This window comes from Geodermatophilus sp. SYSU D00758, from assembly GCF_054049955.1.
Genome location: NZ_JBJGYK010000001.1, coordinates 300,797 through 317,183 on the forward strand (window position 1 = coordinate 300,797; position 16,387 = coordinate 317,183).

Annotated in this window: 13 protein-coding genes; 8 read left to right on the plus strand and 5 right to left on the minus strand. The window is 77.4% G+C overall.

Going from position 1 to position 16,387, the window contains the following annotated elements; genetic code table 11:
• Positions 1-2 precede the first annotated feature (2 nt).
• A complete protein-coding gene (locus ACI8AC_RS01540) occupies positions 3-3,011 on the plus strand; it encodes a hypothetical protein (RefSeq protein WP_456894507.1) in 3,009 nt (1,002 codons plus the stop codon).
• 48 nt (positions 3,012-3,059) lie between these two features.
• Here ACI8AC_RS01540 and ACI8AC_RS01545 read toward each other — a convergent pair whose 3' ends face one another.
• Positions 3,060-4,823 (minus strand): acetyl/propionyl/methylcrotonyl-CoA carboxylase subunit alpha, encoded by a 1,764-nt coding sequence (locus ACI8AC_RS01545; protein WP_456894509.1) that lies wholly within the window; start codon positions 4,821-4,823, stop codon positions 3,060-3,062.
• 120 nt (positions 4,824-4,943) lie between these two features.
• Between ACI8AC_RS01545 and ACI8AC_RS01550 the strand changes: the two genes are divergently transcribed.
• The gene (locus tag ACI8AC_RS01550) at positions 4,944-5,717 is read left to right on the plus strand and encodes an FkbM family methyltransferase (protein WP_456894511.1); all 774 of its coding nucleotides are present in this window, start codon (positions 4,944-4,946) and stop codon (positions 5,715-5,717) included.
• Between the two features lie 97 nt (positions 5,718-5,814).
• Here ACI8AC_RS01550 and ACI8AC_RS01555 read toward each other — a convergent pair whose 3' ends face one another.
• Genes ACI8AC_RS01555 through ACI8AC_RS01565 form a run of 3 tightly spaced genes read right to left on the minus strand, consistent with a single transcriptional unit; the run spans position 5,815 to position 8,257 of the window.
• Positions 5,815-6,423, minus strand: coding sequence for a Maf family protein (locus tag ACI8AC_RS01555; RefSeq protein WP_456894512.1), 609 nt, complete (start codon positions 6,421-6,423; stop codon positions 5,815-5,817).
• On the minus strand, positions 6,420-6,629 hold the full coding sequence (locus tag ACI8AC_RS01560) for an acyl-CoA carboxylase subunit epsilon (RefSeq protein WP_456894514.1): 210 nt from the start codon (positions 6,627-6,629) through the stop codon (positions 6,420-6,422). Before ACI8AC_RS01560 ends, ACI8AC_RS01555 begins: the two co-directional genes overlap by 4 nt.
• A complete protein-coding gene (locus tag ACI8AC_RS01565) occupies positions 6,629-8,257 on the minus strand; it encodes an acyl-CoA carboxylase subunit beta (RefSeq protein ID WP_456894515.1) in 1,629 nt (542 codons plus the stop codon). Before ACI8AC_RS01565 ends, ACI8AC_RS01560 begins: the two co-directional genes overlap by 1 nt.
• Before the next feature lie 100 nt (positions 8,258-8,357).
• Here ACI8AC_RS01565 and ACI8AC_RS01570 point away from each other — a divergent pair, with 100 nt between their 5' ends.
• From ACI8AC_RS01570 to ACI8AC_RS01585, 4 genes are all read left to right on the plus strand, one after another.
• Positions 8,358-9,197, plus strand: a complete 840-nt coding sequence (locus ACI8AC_RS01570) for a biotin--[acetyl-CoA-carboxylase] ligase (protein ID WP_456894517.1) — start codon at positions 8,358-8,360, stop codon at positions 9,195-9,197.
• A gap of 33 nt (positions 9,198-9,230) precedes the next feature.
• The gene (locus ACI8AC_RS01575; RefSeq protein WP_456894519.1) at positions 9,231-9,764 is read left to right on the plus strand and encodes a PH domain-containing protein; all 534 of its coding nucleotides are present in this window, start codon (positions 9,231-9,233) and stop codon (positions 9,762-9,764) included.
• A gap of 72 nt (positions 9,765-9,836) precedes the next feature.
• The gene (locus ACI8AC_RS01580; protein WP_456894521.1) at positions 9,837-10,997 is read left to right on the plus strand and encodes an exonuclease SbcCD subunit D; all 1,161 of its coding nucleotides are present in this window, start codon (positions 9,837-9,839) and stop codon (positions 10,995-10,997) included.
• Complete coding sequence (locus tag ACI8AC_RS01585) at positions 10,994-13,954, plus strand: AAA family ATPase (RefSeq protein WP_456894523.1); 2,961 nt, start codon at positions 10,994-10,996, stop codon at positions 13,952-13,954. The genes ACI8AC_RS01580 and ACI8AC_RS01585 overlap by 4 nt, the downstream gene beginning before the upstream one ends.
• A 56-nt stretch (positions 13,955-14,010) precedes the next feature.
• Here ACI8AC_RS01585 and ACI8AC_RS01590 read toward each other — a convergent pair whose 3' ends face one another.
• Positions 14,011-14,505 (minus strand): GtrA family protein, encoded by a 495-nt coding sequence (locus ACI8AC_RS01590; protein WP_456894524.1) that lies wholly within the window; start codon positions 14,503-14,505, stop codon positions 14,011-14,013.
• A gap of 128 nt (positions 14,506-14,633) precedes the next feature.
• Here ACI8AC_RS01590 and ACI8AC_RS01595 point away from each other — a divergent pair, with 128 nt between their 5' ends.
• Positions 14,634-15,851, plus strand: coding sequence for a 5-(carboxyamino)imidazole ribonucleotide synthase (locus tag ACI8AC_RS01595; RefSeq protein ID WP_456894526.1), 1,218 nt, complete (start codon positions 14,634-14,636; stop codon positions 15,849-15,851).
• Positions 15,844-16,362, plus strand: coding sequence for a 5-(carboxyamino)imidazole ribonucleotide mutase (gene purE, locus ACI8AC_RS01600; protein WP_456894528.1), 519 nt, complete (start codon positions 15,844-15,846; stop codon positions 16,360-16,362). Before ACI8AC_RS01595 ends, purE begins: the two co-directional genes overlap by 8 nt.
• Positions 16,363-16,387: the final 25 nt, after the last annotated feature.

Consider the following 16,387-nt stretch of genomic DNA (forward strand, 5'->3'; position numbering starts at 1 on the left):
GCGTGCCCTTCCCCCGTCGCTCCCGCCCGCACCGCGCCCGGGCGGTGCTCGCCGTCCCGGCGGCGGTCCTGCTCGTGCTCACCGCACCGGCCACCGCGTCCGCCGGGGACGAGACCCCCGCGCCCACCCCGGCCCCGTCCGCCCCGGCCGGGGACGCCCCGGCCGGGGACGCCGGGGTCGACGCCGGGGGCGCCGCCGACCCCACGGGGACCGCGGCCCCGTCCTCCGCGGGCACCGGGGCCGCGCCGACGGCGGCACCGGGCACCGCGGACCCCGCGCCCACCGCCGACCCGGCCCCGACCGCCGGGCCGACCGCCGTCCCCGCCCCGACCGCCGGGGCCTCCGACGCGGACGGTCCCGCCGGGACGCCGACCGTGCCGGCCGCCCCGGGGACGACGGTCGTGGGCGAGCTGGTCGTGGCCTGGCCCGAGCACGAGGACCCCGACGAGGCCCGGGCGCACGCCCACGAGGGACCGCTCACCTGGGTCGAGACGCCCGCCGGCGCGAGCGTCCGGGTCCCGGTCGACGACATCGCCGGCTTCGTCGGCGAGGAGGACGCCGCGGTGGCCGAGGCCGGACCGGGCCTGCCGGCCGGGGCCACCGTCGAGGTGGTGCTCGGTCGCGAGGTGACCGACGAGCCGGCCCGGGAGGACGGGCTGGCCCCGGCCCGGGACGTGCTGGCCGCCGAGGTGGTGCAGGAGGCGGAGCCGGCACCGCAGGAGCCGCTGCTGCCCGCCGCCACCGTCACCAACGAGGTGACCGTGGCGATGGTCGTGCCCGCCGGGGCCACGCAGGACGCCATGACGCTGGACCGGGTGGTGGCCGCCGTGGACGGGCCGGTGGCCGACTTCTGGGCCGAGCAGAGCAACGGGGCGGTCCGGCTCGCGGTCACCGCGCAGCACCCCTGGCGGCGGACCGCCGCCGGGTGCGCGAACCCCTCCGCGCTGTGGGCGGAGGTCGCCGCGGCCGTCGGCTTCACCGAGGGCCCCGGCAAGCACCTGCTGCTCTACGTGAGCAGCACCCCGGCCACCCAGTCCAGCTGCGCCTACGGGTTGGCCACCGTCGGGAGCTCGCCCGCCTCGGGCGGCCGCCTCTACGTGCGGGGAACGGGCACCTCGGTGCTCGCCCACGAGTTCGGCCACAACTTCGGGCTCGGGCACTCCTCGGCGCTGCAGTGCGACGCCTCGGTCGAGAGCGGCCGGTGCGAGCTGCAGGCCTACCGCGACCTCTGGGACGTCATGGGCGTCTCCTGGGACGAGGTCGGTTCGCTCAACGCCGCGCAGGCCGCCCGGCTGGGGGTCCTGCCCGCCGGGGCCCAGCAGTCCCTCTCGGTCCCCACCTCGCCGGTCACGCTGACCCTCGCCCCGCTGGCCGGGGGCACGGGGACCCGCGCCGTGCGGCTGACCGACGCGAAGGGCGTCGCCTACTGGCTGGAGTACCGGGCACCCACCGGCCGGGACGCCTGGCTGGCCACCGCCGCCAACCGCTACGGCCTGGACTCCGGGGTGCAGCTGCGGCGCGCGGGCGGGCAGCCGGACACGTCGGTCCTGCTCGACGGCACGCCGTCGGCCTACGCCGGGTGGACGCGGGACACGCGGGTCGCCCTGCCGGTCGGCCGCGCGGTGAGCGTCTCCGGCGGCGACCTGCGCATCACCGTCGAGGCCGTGTCGGACGCCGGGGCCCGGGTCCGCGTCGCCCGCGGGGTGCCCCCGACGGTCCCGGCCACCGCGATCAGCCTCGCCTACGACCGCTCCGGGGGCCCGGACGGCCCCCTGGGGTACCCGACGTCCGCGGAGAGCTGCGGGCTGGCCGGCGACGGCTGCCGCCGCACCTTCGAGCGGGGCGCGATCTACTGGTCGCCGCGCACCGGGGCGCGGCTCGTGCACGGCGCCGTCCACGACGAGTGGAAGCGCCGCGGCGCCCACCGCAGCCCCGTGGGCTACCCGGTGACCGACACGCTGTGCGGGCTGGTGGCCGACGGCTGCTACCAGGGCTTCCAGAACGGGTGGTTCTACACGAGCAGGGACACCGCGCCGGCCGTCGTCCTGGGCGGCATCCGGGAGCGGTGGCAGGCCCTGCGGTCGGAGAACGGGGTGCTGGGCTACCCGACCGGTGACGAGCGCTGCGGCCTGGCCGGCGGCGGCTGCGCGCAGACCTTCACCGGCGGGGTCCTGGTGTGGTCCCCGGCCACGGGGGCGCGCCTCGTGCGCGGGGGCGTCCTGCCCCGCTGGGCGAGCTCCGGGACCGCGGCCGCCGGCTACCCGGTGAGCGACACGATGTGCGGGTTGCCGGACCGGGGCTGCTACCAGATCTTCCAGCGGGGGTCGGTGTACGCCAGCGCCGGCTCCGCGGCCAGCGTCGTCCGCGGCGGCATCCGGGAGCACTGGCAGCGCACCGGGTCCGAGTACGGGCCGCTGGGGTACCCGGCCGGCGACGAGCGGTGCGGGCTGCACGGCGGCGGCTGCCGGCAGCAGTTCACCGGCGGGGCGGTCCTCTGGTCGCCGGTGCTCGGCGCCCGGGCCCTGCGCGGCGGGGTCCTCACCCACTGGGACGCCACGGGCGGGCTCGCCGGCGTCGGCCACCCGCTCACCGACACCACCTGCGGACTGCGCGACGGCGGGTGCTACCAGCTGTTCGAGCGCGGCTCGGTCTACGACAGCGCCGCCACCCCGCCGGCCGTCGTCCGCGGCGCCGTCCGCGCGCGGTGGGAGGCGGCGCGGCTGGAGAACGGGCCGCTGGGCTACCCGACCACCGACGAGCGGTGCGGGCTGCGCGGCGGCGGCTGCCTGCAGGACTTCGCCGGCGGCACGATCGCCTGGTCACCGGCGGCCGGGGCGCACTCGGTCACCGGTGCGATCCGGTCCGCCTGGCTGGCGGCCGGCGGCCAGGACGGGAGCCTGGCCTACCCGGTGGGGCAGCCGTTCCGCTCGGGCGAGGACGTCGTCGTCCAGCACTTCCAGGGCGGCACCCTCACCTGGTCGCTGGGCGAGGGGCTGGTCCGCCGCACCTGACGGGCCGACCGGCCGCGGGGGACGGCGGGTGCCGTCCCCCGCGGCCGGTCAGCCCTCGTCGCCGATCGTGCAGATGACCGCGCCGCTGCCGACGGTCGCGCCGACCTCGGCGGCCAGCCCGCTCACCGTCCCGGCCTTGTGCGCGGTGATCGGCTGCTCCATCTTCATCGCCTCGAGCACCACCACGAGGTCACCGGCCTCGACGCTGGCGCCGTTCTCGACGGCGACCTTGACGATCGTGCCCTGCATCGGGGAGGTCAACGAGTCGCCGGAGGCCGCCGAGCCGCCGTGGCCGCCGCCCCGCTTGCGCGCCTTGGCGCCGCCCCCGCCGGCCGGGGCGCCCCCGCCGGCGGCCAGCCCCGCGGGGAGCGAGACCTCCAGCCGGCGCCCGCCGACCTCGACGACGACGGTCTGCCGCGGCTCCTCCTCGGCGCCCTCCGTGGGGACGGCGACCCAGGGCTCGACCCGGTTGTCCCACTCGGTCTCGATCCAGCGGGTGTGCACCGTGAACGGCTCGCCGGTGAAGGCGTCGTCCCGGACGACGGCGCGGTGGAACGGGACGACCGTGGGCATGCCCTCCACCACCAGCTCGTCCAGGGCGCGGCGGGCCCGCTGCAGCGCCTCCTCGCGGGTGGCGCCGGTGACGATCAGCTTCGCGAGCATCGAGTCGAAGGCCCCGGCGACCTCGCCGCCAGCCTCGACGCCGGAGTCCCAGCGCACGCCCGGCCCCTGGGGGATCTCCAGCCGGGTGACCGGCCCGGGGGCGGGCATGAAGTTGCGGCCGGCGTCCTCGGCGTTGATCCGGAACTCGATGCTGTGCCCGCGGGGGGCGGGGTCCTCGGTGATCTCCAGCGGCAGGCCGTCGGCGATGCGGAACTGCTGGCGCACCAGGTCGATGCCGCTGGTCTCCTCGGAAACGGGGTGCTCGACCTGCAGCCGGGTGTTGACCTCGAGGAAGGAGATCGACCCGTCGGTGCCGACCAGGTACTCGACCGTGCCGGCGCCGTGGTAGCCGGCCTCCCGGCAGATCGCCTTGGCCGAGGAGTGGATGCGCGAGCGCTGCTCGTCGGTCAGGAACGGCGCCGGGGCCTCCTCGACCAGCTTCTGGTTGCGCCGCTGCAGCGAGCAGTCGCGGGTGCCGACGACGACCACGGTGCCGTGCGTGTCGGCCAGCACCTGCGCCTCGACGTGCCGCGGCTTGTCGAGGAACCGCTCGACGAAGCACTCGCCGCGGCCGAAGGCGGCGACGGCCTCCCGGACGGCGGAGTCGAACAGCTCGGGGATCTCCTCGAGCGTGCGGGCCACCTTCAGCCCCCGCCCGCCACCGCCGAACGCGGCCTTGATCGCCACCGGCAGGCCGTGCTCGCGGGCGAACGCGACGACCTCGTCGGCGCCGGAGACGGGGTCCTTGGTGCCGGGCACCAGCGGGGCGCCGGCGCGGGTGGCGATGTGCCGGGCGGCCACCTTGTCGCCGAGGTCGATGATCGACTGCGGGGAGGGGCCGACCCAGGTCAGCCCGGCGTCGATGACCGCCTGCGCGAACCCGGCGTTCTCGGACAGGAAGCCGTAGCCGGGGTGGACGGCGTCGGCACCCGACCGCTTCGCGGCGTCGAGGATCTTGTCGATCACCAGGTACGAGTCGGCGGGCGTCGTCCCGCCGAGCGCGAAGGCCTCGTCGGCGGCCCGGACGTGCAGCGCGTCCCGGTCCGGCTCGGCGTAGACGGCGACGCTGGTCAGCCCGGCGTCCCGGCACGCGCGGGCGACCCGCACGGCGATCTCTCCGCGGTTGGCGATGAGGACCTTCTGCACCACGCCTCCTCTGTGGGGAACCGTTCGGAGGGTAGTGCGTGCCGTCGGCGGCCCTCGCGGCGTCCGGCGGCGGAGGTGCGTCGGCAGGGGGCCGCGGCTCCGGCCGGCCGCTAGCCTTCCGCCATGCTGGCCGCCCACCGGTTCCTGCTCACCCGTCTCCCCGGCGTGTACTTCCACCTCCGCAACGTCGGCCGGAAGGTGGTCGGCACGCGCCGCAACCAGCGCCGCCTGTTCGCCGAGCTGGTCCGGCCCGGGGACCTGGTCTTCGACGTCGGGGCCAACATCGGCGAGTTCACCGGCGCCTTCCGCGACCTCGGTGCCCGGGTGGTCGCCGTGGAGCCCCAGCCGCGACTGGGGGACCACCTGCGCCAGCGCTTCGGCTCCGACCCGGACGTCACCGTGGTCGCGACGGCGGTGTCCGACCACCCGGGCGAGGCCACGCTGTACTGCACGACGGCCGACGCGCTGGCCACGCTGGAGGAGGCGCGGGCGGAGGGGGCGAGCGGCCCCGGTGCCGAGCTGGAGTGGAACGACACCATCGTCGTCCCGCTGCAGACGCTGGACGCCCTCGTGGCCGAGCACGGCACCCCGGTCCTGGTCAAGATCGACGTCGAGGGCCACGAGCACGGCGTCGTCCGGGGGCTGACCACGGCCCGCCCGAGCGTCTTCTTCGAGGTCAACCGGCCGGGGGCGTTCGACGTGCTCGAGACCCTGGCGGCCCGGGGGTACGGCGAGTACTACGTCCGGGTGGCCGAGCGCCCCGACTGGGTGTCCCGCCGGCCCATGACCGCGGCGGAGGCCGCCGACTGGCTGCGGGCGTCCACCGACGACTGCGACTGCCTGGCGCTCGCGCCGGGGGCCGGTACCGACCGCCGTCCGGCCCCGGCAGCCGGCTGACGGCGGGGGAGACATCGTCCGGCGTCGTCGTCCCCTTCCCGGACATGCCCGCTGCCGGAACCGCCGGTAGGGGGACGGTGAGCCCCGGGGTGGCCGGCTAACGGCGCCAGAGGTCGGTGAGGGAGAGCCCCCGCTTGGCCAGCTGGGTGCGCAGGGTCGCCAGGGACAGCCCCACGACGGCGGCCGGGTCGCCGTCCACCCGCCGCACGAAGGGTGCGCCGAGGCCGTCGAGGGTGAAGGCGCCGGCGACGGCCAGCGGCTCCCCGGTGGCGAGGTAGGCCTCGATCTCCCGCGGCGTCGGCTGGGCGAAGTGCACGGTCGTGGACACGACGGCGACGTCGCGGCTGACCACCCTGCCGTCCTGGACGTCGAACAGCGCCTGCCCGGTGTGCAGCACCCCGCTGCGGCCGCCCATCCGCTGCCACCGGTCGCGGGCCTCCTGCACGTCCGCCGGCTTGCCCATCGGGCGGCCGCGGAACTCGAGCAGCGAGTCGGCGCCGACGACCAGCGCATCGGTCTCCCGCGCGGCCACGGCCCCCGCCTTGGCGGCCGCGAGCAGGGCGACCAGCTCGCCGACCCGGGGCGCGCGGACGGCGGACTCGTCGACGTCGCTGACCACAACCTCGGGCGCCAGCCCGGCCTGCCGCATGAGGGCCAGACGGGCCGGGGACGCCGAGGCCAGGACCAGCCGGCGTGCGGCGCTCATGCGCCCCACCCGGAGGCCCGCCAGCCGCCGGGGCCGGCGTGCAGGGCCCGGCGGTGGGCGTGCCCTGCCCAGCCCCAGGCCCCCACCGGTGCCGGGCGGCGGCGCGGCCGCGGCCGGGCGAGCGCGGCGACGACGACGGTGAGGGCGGCGAGCTCCTCCGCCGAGGGCTCGCCGCGGACCACCCGCAGGAGCGGTGCTTCGCTCATCACAGCGGGATGTTCCCGTGCTTCTTCGGCGGCAGGGTCTGGCGCTTGTTGGCCAGCAGGCGCAGCGCCTTGGTGATCTCGACGCGGGTCTCCGAGGGCCGGATCACCTGGTCGACGTACCCGCGGTCGGCGGCGATGTAGGGGGACAGCAGCGCGTCCTCGTACTCGGTGATGAGCTCGGCGCGGCGGGTCTCGGCGTCCTCGGCGTCGGCGAGCTCCCGCCGGTAGAGGATGTTGACCGCGCCCTGCGCGCCCATGACGGCGATCTGCGCGGTCGGCCAGGCGAGGTTGAGGTCGGCGCCGAGGTGCTTGGAGCCCATGACGTCGTAGGCGCCGCCGTAGGCCTTGCGGGTGATGACGGTGATCTTCGGGACCGTCGCCTCGCCGTAGGCGTAGATCAGCTTGGCGCCGCGGCGGATGATGCCGTCCCACTCCTGGGAGGTCCCGGGCAGGAAGCCGGGCACGTCGACGAAGGTGAGCACCGGGACGTTGAACGCGTCGCAGGTGCGGACGAAGCGGGCGGCCTTCTCGCTGGCGTCGATGTCGAGCGTGCCGGCGAACTGGGTGGGCTGGTTGGCGACCACGCCGACCGGCCGGCCCTCGACCCGGCCGAAGCCGACCACGATGTTGGGCGCGAACAGCGCCTGCACCTCGAGGAACTCGCCGTCGTCGAGGACGTGCTCGATGACGGTGTGCATGTCGTAGGGGGTGTTCGCCGAGTCCGGGATGAAGGTGTCGAGCTCCCGGTCGGTGTCGGTGAGCGCCTCGGGCAGGGCCGTGGCGGCCGGCGCCTGCTCCACGGCCGGGAGCGGGTCGAGGTTGTTGCTGGGCAGGTAGGACAGCAGCGCCTTGACGTAGTCGAGGGCGTCGGTCTCGTCCTCGGCCAGGTAGTGGGCGACGCCGGACTTGGTGTTGTGGGTGCGCGCCCCGCCGAGCTCCTCGAGGGTGACGTCCTCCCCGGTGACGGTCTTCACCACGTCGGGGCCGGTGATGAACATCTGGCTGGTCTTGTCGACCATCACGACGAAGTCGGTGAGCGCGGGGGAGTAGACGTGCCCGCCCGCGGCCGCGCCCATGACCAGCGAGATCTGCGGGATCACGCCGGAGGCCAGCACGTTGCGCTGGAAGATCTCCCCGTAGAGGCCCAGGGAGACCACGCCCTCCTGGATCCGCGCGCCGCCGCCCTCGTTGATGCCGATGACCGGGCAGCCGTTGCGCATGGCGAGGTCGAGGACCTTGACGATCTTCTCGCCGTAGACCTCGCCGAGGCTGCCGCCGAACACGGTGACGTCCTGGGAGAAGACGCAGACCGGCCGGCCGTCGACGGTGCCGTAGCCGGTGACCACGCCGTCGCCGAAGGGCCGGCGGTCGGCCATGCCGAAGTTGGTGGACCGGTGCCGGGCGAACTCGTCGAGCTCGGTGAACGAGCCCGGGTCCAGCAGCGCCTCGATCCGCTCGCGGGCGGTCATCTTCCCGGCGGCGTGCTGCTTGGCGACGGCCCGCTCGGAGCCGGCGTGCGTCGCCTCCTCGACCCGCCGCTCGAAGTCGGCGAGCTTGCCCGCGGTGGTGTGGATGTCGATGTCGTCGGGGACGTGGTCGCCCGCGCTCTCCAGTTCGGCCGCGCTCACGGGTGGTCCTCCTCGCTGGCGCTCGTGGGGCCGCGATCGCGGCGCTGACGTCCGGGGGGTGAGCTCGCCAGCCGGCTCACGGGTTCCGTAGCGTAGGGGAGTGCCGGAAGCGACGCCGTCCCCCTCGGCAGGGCCCGCCCGTCCGCCGCTCGAGGGGCCGGCCCTCGCGGCGGAGCTGACCGGCGGCAGCCGGCTGTGGCGCTCGCTGGAGGTCGTCGAGGAGATCGGGTCCACCAACGCCGCGCTGCTCCACGCCGCGGCCGAGGACACCGGCGAGGGGGCGGTGCTGGTCGCCGAGCACCAGGCCGCGGGCCGGGGGCGGCTCGACCGGGTGTGGACCTCCCCGCCGCGGGCCGGGCTCACCGTCTCGCTGCTCCTGCGCCCGGACGTGCCGGCGGCCCGGCGCGGCTGGCTGCCGCTGCTCACCGGGGTGGCCCTCGCCGAGGCGGTGGCCGGGACGACGCCGGTCCGGGTCTCGCTCAAGTGGCCCAACGACCTGCTCGCCGCCGACGGGGCGAAGCTGGCCGGGATCCTCGCCGAGGTCGCCTCCGGCGCGGTCGTCGTCGGGGTGGGCCTCAACGTCTCCACGCACGCCGGCGAGCTGCCCGAGGGCGGGACGTCGCTGGCGTTGGCCGGCGCGGGGCCCGTCGACCGGGGGGCGCTGCTGCTGGCCTTCCTCCGCGGGCTGGAGCGCCGCTACCTCGACTGGGTCGCCGCGCTCGGCGACCCGGTGGGCACGGGGCTGGGCCGCGACTACCTGGCCTGGTGCTCGACCGTGGGTTCCGAGGTCGAGGTCACCCTGCCCGACGGCTCGGCGCTCGCGGGGACGGCGGAGTCGGTCGACTGGGACGGCCGGCTGGTGGTCCGGGGGCCGGAGGGCACCGTGGCCCTGGCCAGCGGCGACGTCCGCCACGTCCGGACACGCGCGCCCGGCTCCTGACCGCGGGGCCGGCGCCGGGCGATCCTGTCCGACGTGCCCTACCCCGACAAGCTGCTGGCCGACGACGAGGAGGTCGTCCGGCACCTGCACCCGCACTGGTCCACCGTGGCCCGCCCGCTGGCCCTCCTCTTCCTCGTCGTGGGCGGGGCCTCCTACGCGGCCGCGCTCGTCCCGGCCGGCGACGCCCGGGGCACGGTCCGGCTGGCCCTCCTCGGGGTCGCCGCCGCCCTCGTCGTCGTGTTCGTGGCCGGCCCGCTGCTGCGCCGGCGGTGCACGCACTACGTCATCACCACGCACCGGCTGCTGTTCCGGGAGGGGGTGCTGTCCCGGCACGGCCGGGACATCGGGCTGTCCCGGATCACCGACGTCTCCTACCGCCAGACCCTGCGGGAGCGGGTGCTGGGCTCCGGCACGCTCACGATCGAGTCGGCCGGCGACGCCGGGCCCACCGTGCTGCACCGCATCCCGGACAGCGACGGCGTCGCGCAGCTGCTGGCGCACATGATCGAGGAGGACGCCGAGAGGCGCGCGTGGCCCGGCGCCGGGCACCCGACCGCCTCGCTGTGACGCACGCCGTGACCGATCCGTCACGGCGTGCCTGGGCGGTTCTGTCGCACCCCCGACCTACCTTCTGCGCCCATGCGGCTGCTGCACACCTCCGACTGGCACATCGGCCGCACGCTGCACGGGGCCGACCTGCTGGCCGAGCAGGAGGCGGTCCTCGGCTCGCTCGCCGACGTCGTCGCCGCCGAGTCGGTCGACGCGGTCCTCGTCGCCGGTGACGTCTACGACCGCGCGGTGCCCTCCGCCGACGCCACCGGCGTCCTGGACCGGGTCGTCGGGCGGCTGCTGGGCGCCGGCGCGGCCGTCGTCCTCACGCCGGGCAACCACGACTCGGCCCGCCGGCTCGGCACCTTCTCCGGGCTGCTGGCCGCGGCCGGGCTGCACGTCCGGGCCGAGACCCGGCGGCTGGACGAGCCGGTGCTCCTGGCCGACGAGCACGGCCCGGTGGCCGTCTACGGGGTGCCGTACCTGGAGCCGGAGATCGCCCGGCACGAGCTCGGCGGGGGTGGGCGGGAGAGCGCTCTGCGCAGCCACGAGGCGGTGCTGGCCGAGGCGGTGCGGCGGGTCCGGGCCGACCTCGCCGGGCGGCCGGGCGCGCGCTCGGTCCTGCTGGCGCACGCCTTCGTCGGCGGCGGCGTCCCCAGCGACAGCGAGCGCGACATCTGCGTCGGCGGGGTCGACCTCGTGCCGGCCGGCGTCCTCGACGGGGTGGACTACGTCGCCCTGGGCCACCTGCACCGGCCGCAGACCCTCACCCCGCGGCTGCGCTACAGCGGCTCGCCGCTGGCCTACTCCTTCGGTGAGGCGGGGCAGGACAAGCAGGCGTGGCTGGTCGACCTCGACGCCGGCGGGCTGGCCGGCGTCCGGCCGGTGCCGCTCCCGGCGCCGCGCCCGCTCACGGTGCTCACCGGCGTGCTCGAGGAGCTGCTCGCCGACCCCGCGCACGACGCGGTGACCGGGCACTTCGTCTCCGCGCGGCTGACCGACCCCGTGCGGCCGGTCGACCCGATGCGCCGGCTGCGCACCCGGTTCCCGCACTGCGTGCACCTCGAGTGGTCCGGCGGCGGGGCCCGCGACGGCCGCAGCTACCGGGAGCGCCTGCACGGCCGGGGCGACCTCGAGGTGGCCGGCGAGTTCGTCGGCCACGTGCGCGAGGGGGTGGGCGCCACGGCCGGGGAGCGGGAGCTGCTCGCCCGGGCCCTCGGGGCGGCCGGCCGCGAGGAGCGCGCCCGGTGAGGCTGCACCGGCTGGGCATCAGCGCCTTCGGCCCCTTCGCGGGCACCGAGACCGTCGACGTCGACGCGGTCGCCCGCGACGGGCTGTTCCTGCTCTGGGGGCCCACGGGCGCGGGGAAGACGACGGTGCTCGACGCGGTCGTCTTCGCCCTGTACGGCACGGTGCCCGGTGCCCGGGGCGAGGAGAAGCGGCTGCGCAGCGACCACGCCGGCGCCGGCACGCGCACCGAGGTCAGCTGCGAGCTCACCCTCGCCGGTGAACGGCTGCTCGTGGTGCGCCGGCCGGAGCAGAGCCGGCCCAAGAAGCGCGGCACGGGCGAGACCACCGAGCAGGCGCGGCTCACCGTCGCGCGTCTGCGCGACGGCGGTTGGGAGCCGGTCAGCACCCGCATCGACGAGGGCTCGGAGTACCTGCGGCAGCGCCTGGGCCTGTCGGCCGAGCAGTTCTGCCAGGTCGTCCTGCTCCCGCAGGGAGACTTCGCGCGGTTCCTGCGGGCCGAGCCCGAGGACCGCTCCCGCCTGCTGCGCACCCTCTTCGACGTCGACCGCTTCGCGCGCGCCGAGGAGTGGCTGGCCACCGAGCGGCGGGCGGCCGAGGAGTCGGTCCGCGCCGACCGGCACCGGATCAGCACGCTGCTGCACCGGGTCGCGCAGATCGCCGACGAGGAGGTCCCCGAGGCCCTCGCGCCGGAGCTCGTCGGCGCGCGGTCCGGAGCCGGTGTCGACGGCTGGGTCGCGGGCGTGCGCGCCCGCGCTGCGGCCGAGCTGACCCGGGCGGGGGAGGCGGCCCGGGCGGCGAGCGCGCGGGCCGCCGAGGTCGACGCCGACCTCGCCGCCGCGCGGTCGCTGGCCGACCGGCACACCCGGCGGGACCGCGCCCGGGCGCGGCTCGCGGCGCTCACCGCCGAGGAGGATCAGCTGGCCCCGCAGCGCCGCCGGGCCGATGCCGGCCGGCGGGCCGAGGCCCTGCGGGACGTGCTCGTGGCCGCCGGCCGCGCCGCCCTCGCCGCCGAGGCCGCGGCGCGGTCCCGGGAGGCGGCCACCGGGGCCTGGGCGCAGCTCGCCGGGGGGCGGGTCGCCGACGCCGACCTGGCCCGCGCCCTCCGCGACGAGGCCGCCGCCGCCCGTGCCCTCCTCCCCGACGTCGACCGCGCCGACCGGCTCGCCGGGGAGGTGGAGCGGCTCGCCGCGGTGGTGGCGGACCTGACCGGGCGGTGCGCCACCGGGGGCGCCGAGGCCGAGGCGTGGCCCGCGCGGGTGGCGGCCGCCCAGGAGCGGGTCGAGGCCGCTGCCGCGGGGGTCGCCCGGCTGCCCGGGCTGGTGGCCGCCGAGGAGGCCGCCCGTGCCGCGCTGGCCGCCGCCGCCCGGGCCGGGGAGGTTGCCGCGGCGCTGCCCGCGGCGCAGGCCGCGGCGGCCGGCGCCCGCGAGGCATGGCTCACCCGCCGCGAGCGGCTGGTGGAGGTGCGCACGGCCCGGCTCGACGGCATGGCCGCCGAGCTCGCCGCCGGGCTCGCCGACGGCGGCGCCTGCCCGGTCTGCGGGGCGACCGAGCACCCCTCGCCGGCCCGCCCGGCCGGCCGCCCCGTGTCGGCCGAGGACGAGGAGCGGGCCCGCGCGTCGGTGGACGCCGCGGAGGGGGCCGCCGCGGCCGCCCGCCACCGGGTCGAGGAGCTGGAGCGCGACCTCGCCGTCCTCCGGGCCCGTGCCGGCGACGGGTCCGTGGCCGAGCTGCGGGCTCGGGCCGAGCGCGCCACCGCCGAGCGGGCCGAGGTCGCGGTGCTCGCCGCGGCCGCCGAGCCCGCCCGCCGGGAGCTCGCCGACCTGGAGCAGCGGCGTGCGGCCGCCGCGGCCGCGCTGGCCGCGAGCCGGGAGGAGCTGCAGCGCGCCGGTGCCGAGCACACCGCCCGGTCCGGCGAGCTGCGCGAGCTGAGCGGCCGGCTCGAGGCCGCCCGCGGCGAGGACCCCGACCTGCGCACCCGCGTGGCCCGGCAGACCCGCGCCGCGGAGCGCTGCGAGGCGGCCGTCGCGGCCGCGGCCGACGAGCAGCGCGCCCGCGCCGCGGCCGACACCGCCCGGCTCACCGCGGAGGAGCGGGCGGCCGCGGCGGGCTTCCCCGACGTCCTGGACGCCTCGGCCGCCCTGCTGCCCGACGGCGCGCTGGCCGCGCTCGACCGGCGCATCCGTGAGCACGAGGCCGCGCGGGCCGCCGCGGCCGCCGTCCTGGCCGACCCCGAGCTCGCCGACCTCCCCGGCCCGCCGGACGTCGCCGCGTGCGAGCGGCGGTGCGCGGAGGTCACCGCCGAGCGCGAGGCGGCCGTGGCCGCCCTGGAGCAGGCCCGCCGGCGCACCGAGGCCCTGGACCGGCTCGCCGGGGACGTCGTCGCCGCCGAGATCGAGCTCGCCGACCGGCTGGCCGCGGCCGGCCGGGTCACCGCCCTGGCCGACCTCGTGGCCGGTCGGGGCGCCAACACGCTGCGGATGCGGCTGCAGTCCTTCGTGCTCGCCGCCCGGCTGGAGCAGGTGGCCGAGGTCGCCAGCCGGCGGCTGCAGGAGATGTCCGCGGGCCGCTACACCTTCCTGCACAGCGACGCCGCGGCCCGCCACGGCGCCCGCAGCGGCCTGGGCCTCGACGTCCTCGACGAGTACACCGGCACCCGCCGGCCGACCAAGACCCTCTCCGGAGGGGAGAGCTTCATGGCCTCGCTCGCCCTGGCGCTCGGCCTGGCCGACGTGGTCACCGCGGAGGCGGGCGGCGTGCAGATGGACACCCTCTTCGTCGACGAGGGGTTCGGCACGCTCGACGCCCAGGCGCTCGACGCGGTGATGACGGTGCTCGACGAGCTGCGCCGCGGCGGGCGCACCGTCGGGGTGATCAGCCACCTGGAGGAGCTGCGCACCCGCATCCCCACCCGGCTGGAGGTCGTGGCCGGCCGGCACGGGTCCCGGCTGGCCGGCTGACGGCGGGTCAGCCGGCCGGCGGGCTGACGCCGGGCCCCGGCGGGTCAGCCGGCGGGTCAGCCGGCGGGGGCGGGAGCCGCCTCCCGGGCCGGCGCGGCCACGGGCGCCACCCGCGCCGGGAACACCCAGCGGCGGTAGGCCAGGAAGCGGATGACCGTGCCCAGCGCGATGGAGGCGACGTTGGCCACCTGGAGCACCAGCGCGTCCTCCTGGCCCAGCGGGTACCGCACGAGGGCCACGATCGCCAGGCCCAGCAGCAGCGTCACCCCGTTGACCAGCGCGAAGAGCAGGGACTCCCGGCGCAGGCCGGTCCGGGACCGGTGGGAGAACGACCAGAAGCGGTGCCCGAGGAAGGCCACGGTGGTGCTGACGAGGGTGGCGGTCAGCTTGGCCGTGACCGCGCCCACGCCGGCGGTCGCGTAGAGGACCTGGAAGAGCACCAGGTCGCAGGCGAAGGCCGCCGCGCCCACCACCCCGAACGCCGAGACCTCCTTGAGCAGGAGCCGCCACGTCGAGCGCAGGCGCTGACGGAGGGCGGGGGCCGGGGACACCCCGGCGAGTCTAGGGAGCCGGACGCGCCTCCGGCGTCGCGCCGGTGCGGTCGGGACGCACGGGGTGCCGGCGGTGGCCGGGACCACGGGGGAGCGGTGCGCGGGGCGGGGATAGCCTCGCGGTCACCATGGCAGCAGCTCTCGACCCCGCGACCGGGCTGCCGGTGGTCGCGATGGTGGGTGGCGGGCAGCTGGCCCGCATGACCCACCAGGCGGCCATCGCCCTCGGTCAGTCCCTCCGCGTCCTCTCCACCGGGCCGGCGGAGTCCGCCGCCCTCGTCGCCGCCGACGTCCGCCTCGGTGACCACCGCGACCTCGCCGCGCTGACCTCGCTGGCCGCGGGGGCGACCGTGGTCACCTTCGACCACGAGCACGTGCCCACCGAGCACCTGCACGCGCTGGAGCAGGCCGGGCACCGGGTCGCCCCCGGCCCGGCGGCGCTGGTGCACGCCCAGGACAAGCTCGTGCTGCGCCGGGCCCTCGCCGAGGCCGGCGAGCCGCAGCCGGCGTGGGCCGAGGTCCGCTCGGCGGAGGACGTCGAGCGGTTCGCCGCCGGCACCGGGTGGCCCGTCGTCGTCAAGACGCCCCGCGGGGGGTACGACGGCAAGGGGGTCTTCGTGGTCTCCGACGCCGCGGAGGTCGCCGACCTGCTCGCCGCGCACGGCACCCTGCTGGTCGAGGAGCGGGTGCGGCTGGTCCGCGAGCTCGCGGCCGTCGTCGCCCGCTCGCCCTACGGGCAGGTCGCCGCCTGGCCGGTCGTGGAGACCGTCCAGCGCGACGGCGTCTGCCACGAGGTGCTGGCACCCGCGCCCGGTCTGGACGACGAGCGGGCGACCGCCGCGCAGGAGCTGGCGATCCGCATCGCCGAGCGCACCGGCGTGGTGGGCCTGCTCGCCGTCGAGCTGTTCGAGACCCCCGACGGCGTGCTCGTCAACGAGCTGGCCATGCGCCCGCACAACTCCGCGCACTGGACGATCGAGGGCTCGCGGACCAGCCAGTTCGAGCAGCACCTGCGCGCGGTGCTCGACTACCCCATGGGCGCCACCGCGATGACCGCCCCGGTGGTGGTGATGGCCAACGTGCTCGGCGGGCGGGCCGCGGGCCCCGGCTGGACCGGGCCCGGCCTGGACGAGCGGGTGCACCACCTCATGGCCCACTGGCCGGACGTCAAGCTGCACTGGTACGGCAAGGGCCAGCGCCCCGGCCGCAAGCTCGGCCACGTGACCGCGCTCGGCGACGACCTCGCGACGGTGCGGGCCCGGGCCGCCGCGGCCGCGCGCTACCTCGCCGACGGCGAGGTCGACCCGGCCTTCGCCTTCGCTCCCGAGGAGGATCCCCGTGGCTGATCCGCGCGGAGACGGCCCGCTGGTCGGCATCGTCATGGGCAGCGACTCCGACTGGCCCGTGATGGAGCCGGCCGCGGCCGCGCTGGCCGAGTTCGGCGTGCCCCACGAGGTGCACGTGGTCTCCGCGCACCGCACGCCGCGCCGGATGCTCGACTACGCCGAGGCCGCCGCCGGGCGGGGGCTGCGGGTCGTCATCGCCGGGGCCGGGGGAGCCGCGCACCTGCCCGGCATGGTCGCCGCGGCCACGCCGCTGCCGGTGATCGGCGTCCCGCGGCCGCTGGACCGCCTCGACGGCCTGGACAGCCTGCTGTCCATCGTGCAGATGCCGGCCGGCGTGCCGGTGGCCACCGTGTCGATCGGCGGTGGCCGCAACGCCGGGCTGCTCGCCGTCCGGATCCTCGCCGCGGCCGACCCGGAGCTGCGGTCCGCGGTCGAGCGCTTCCAGGCCGACCTCGCCGACTCCGTCGTCGCCCGCGACGCGGCGCTGCGGGAGCGGCTCGCTTCACCCTGACCTCCGGTCGTCCTAGCATCTACCC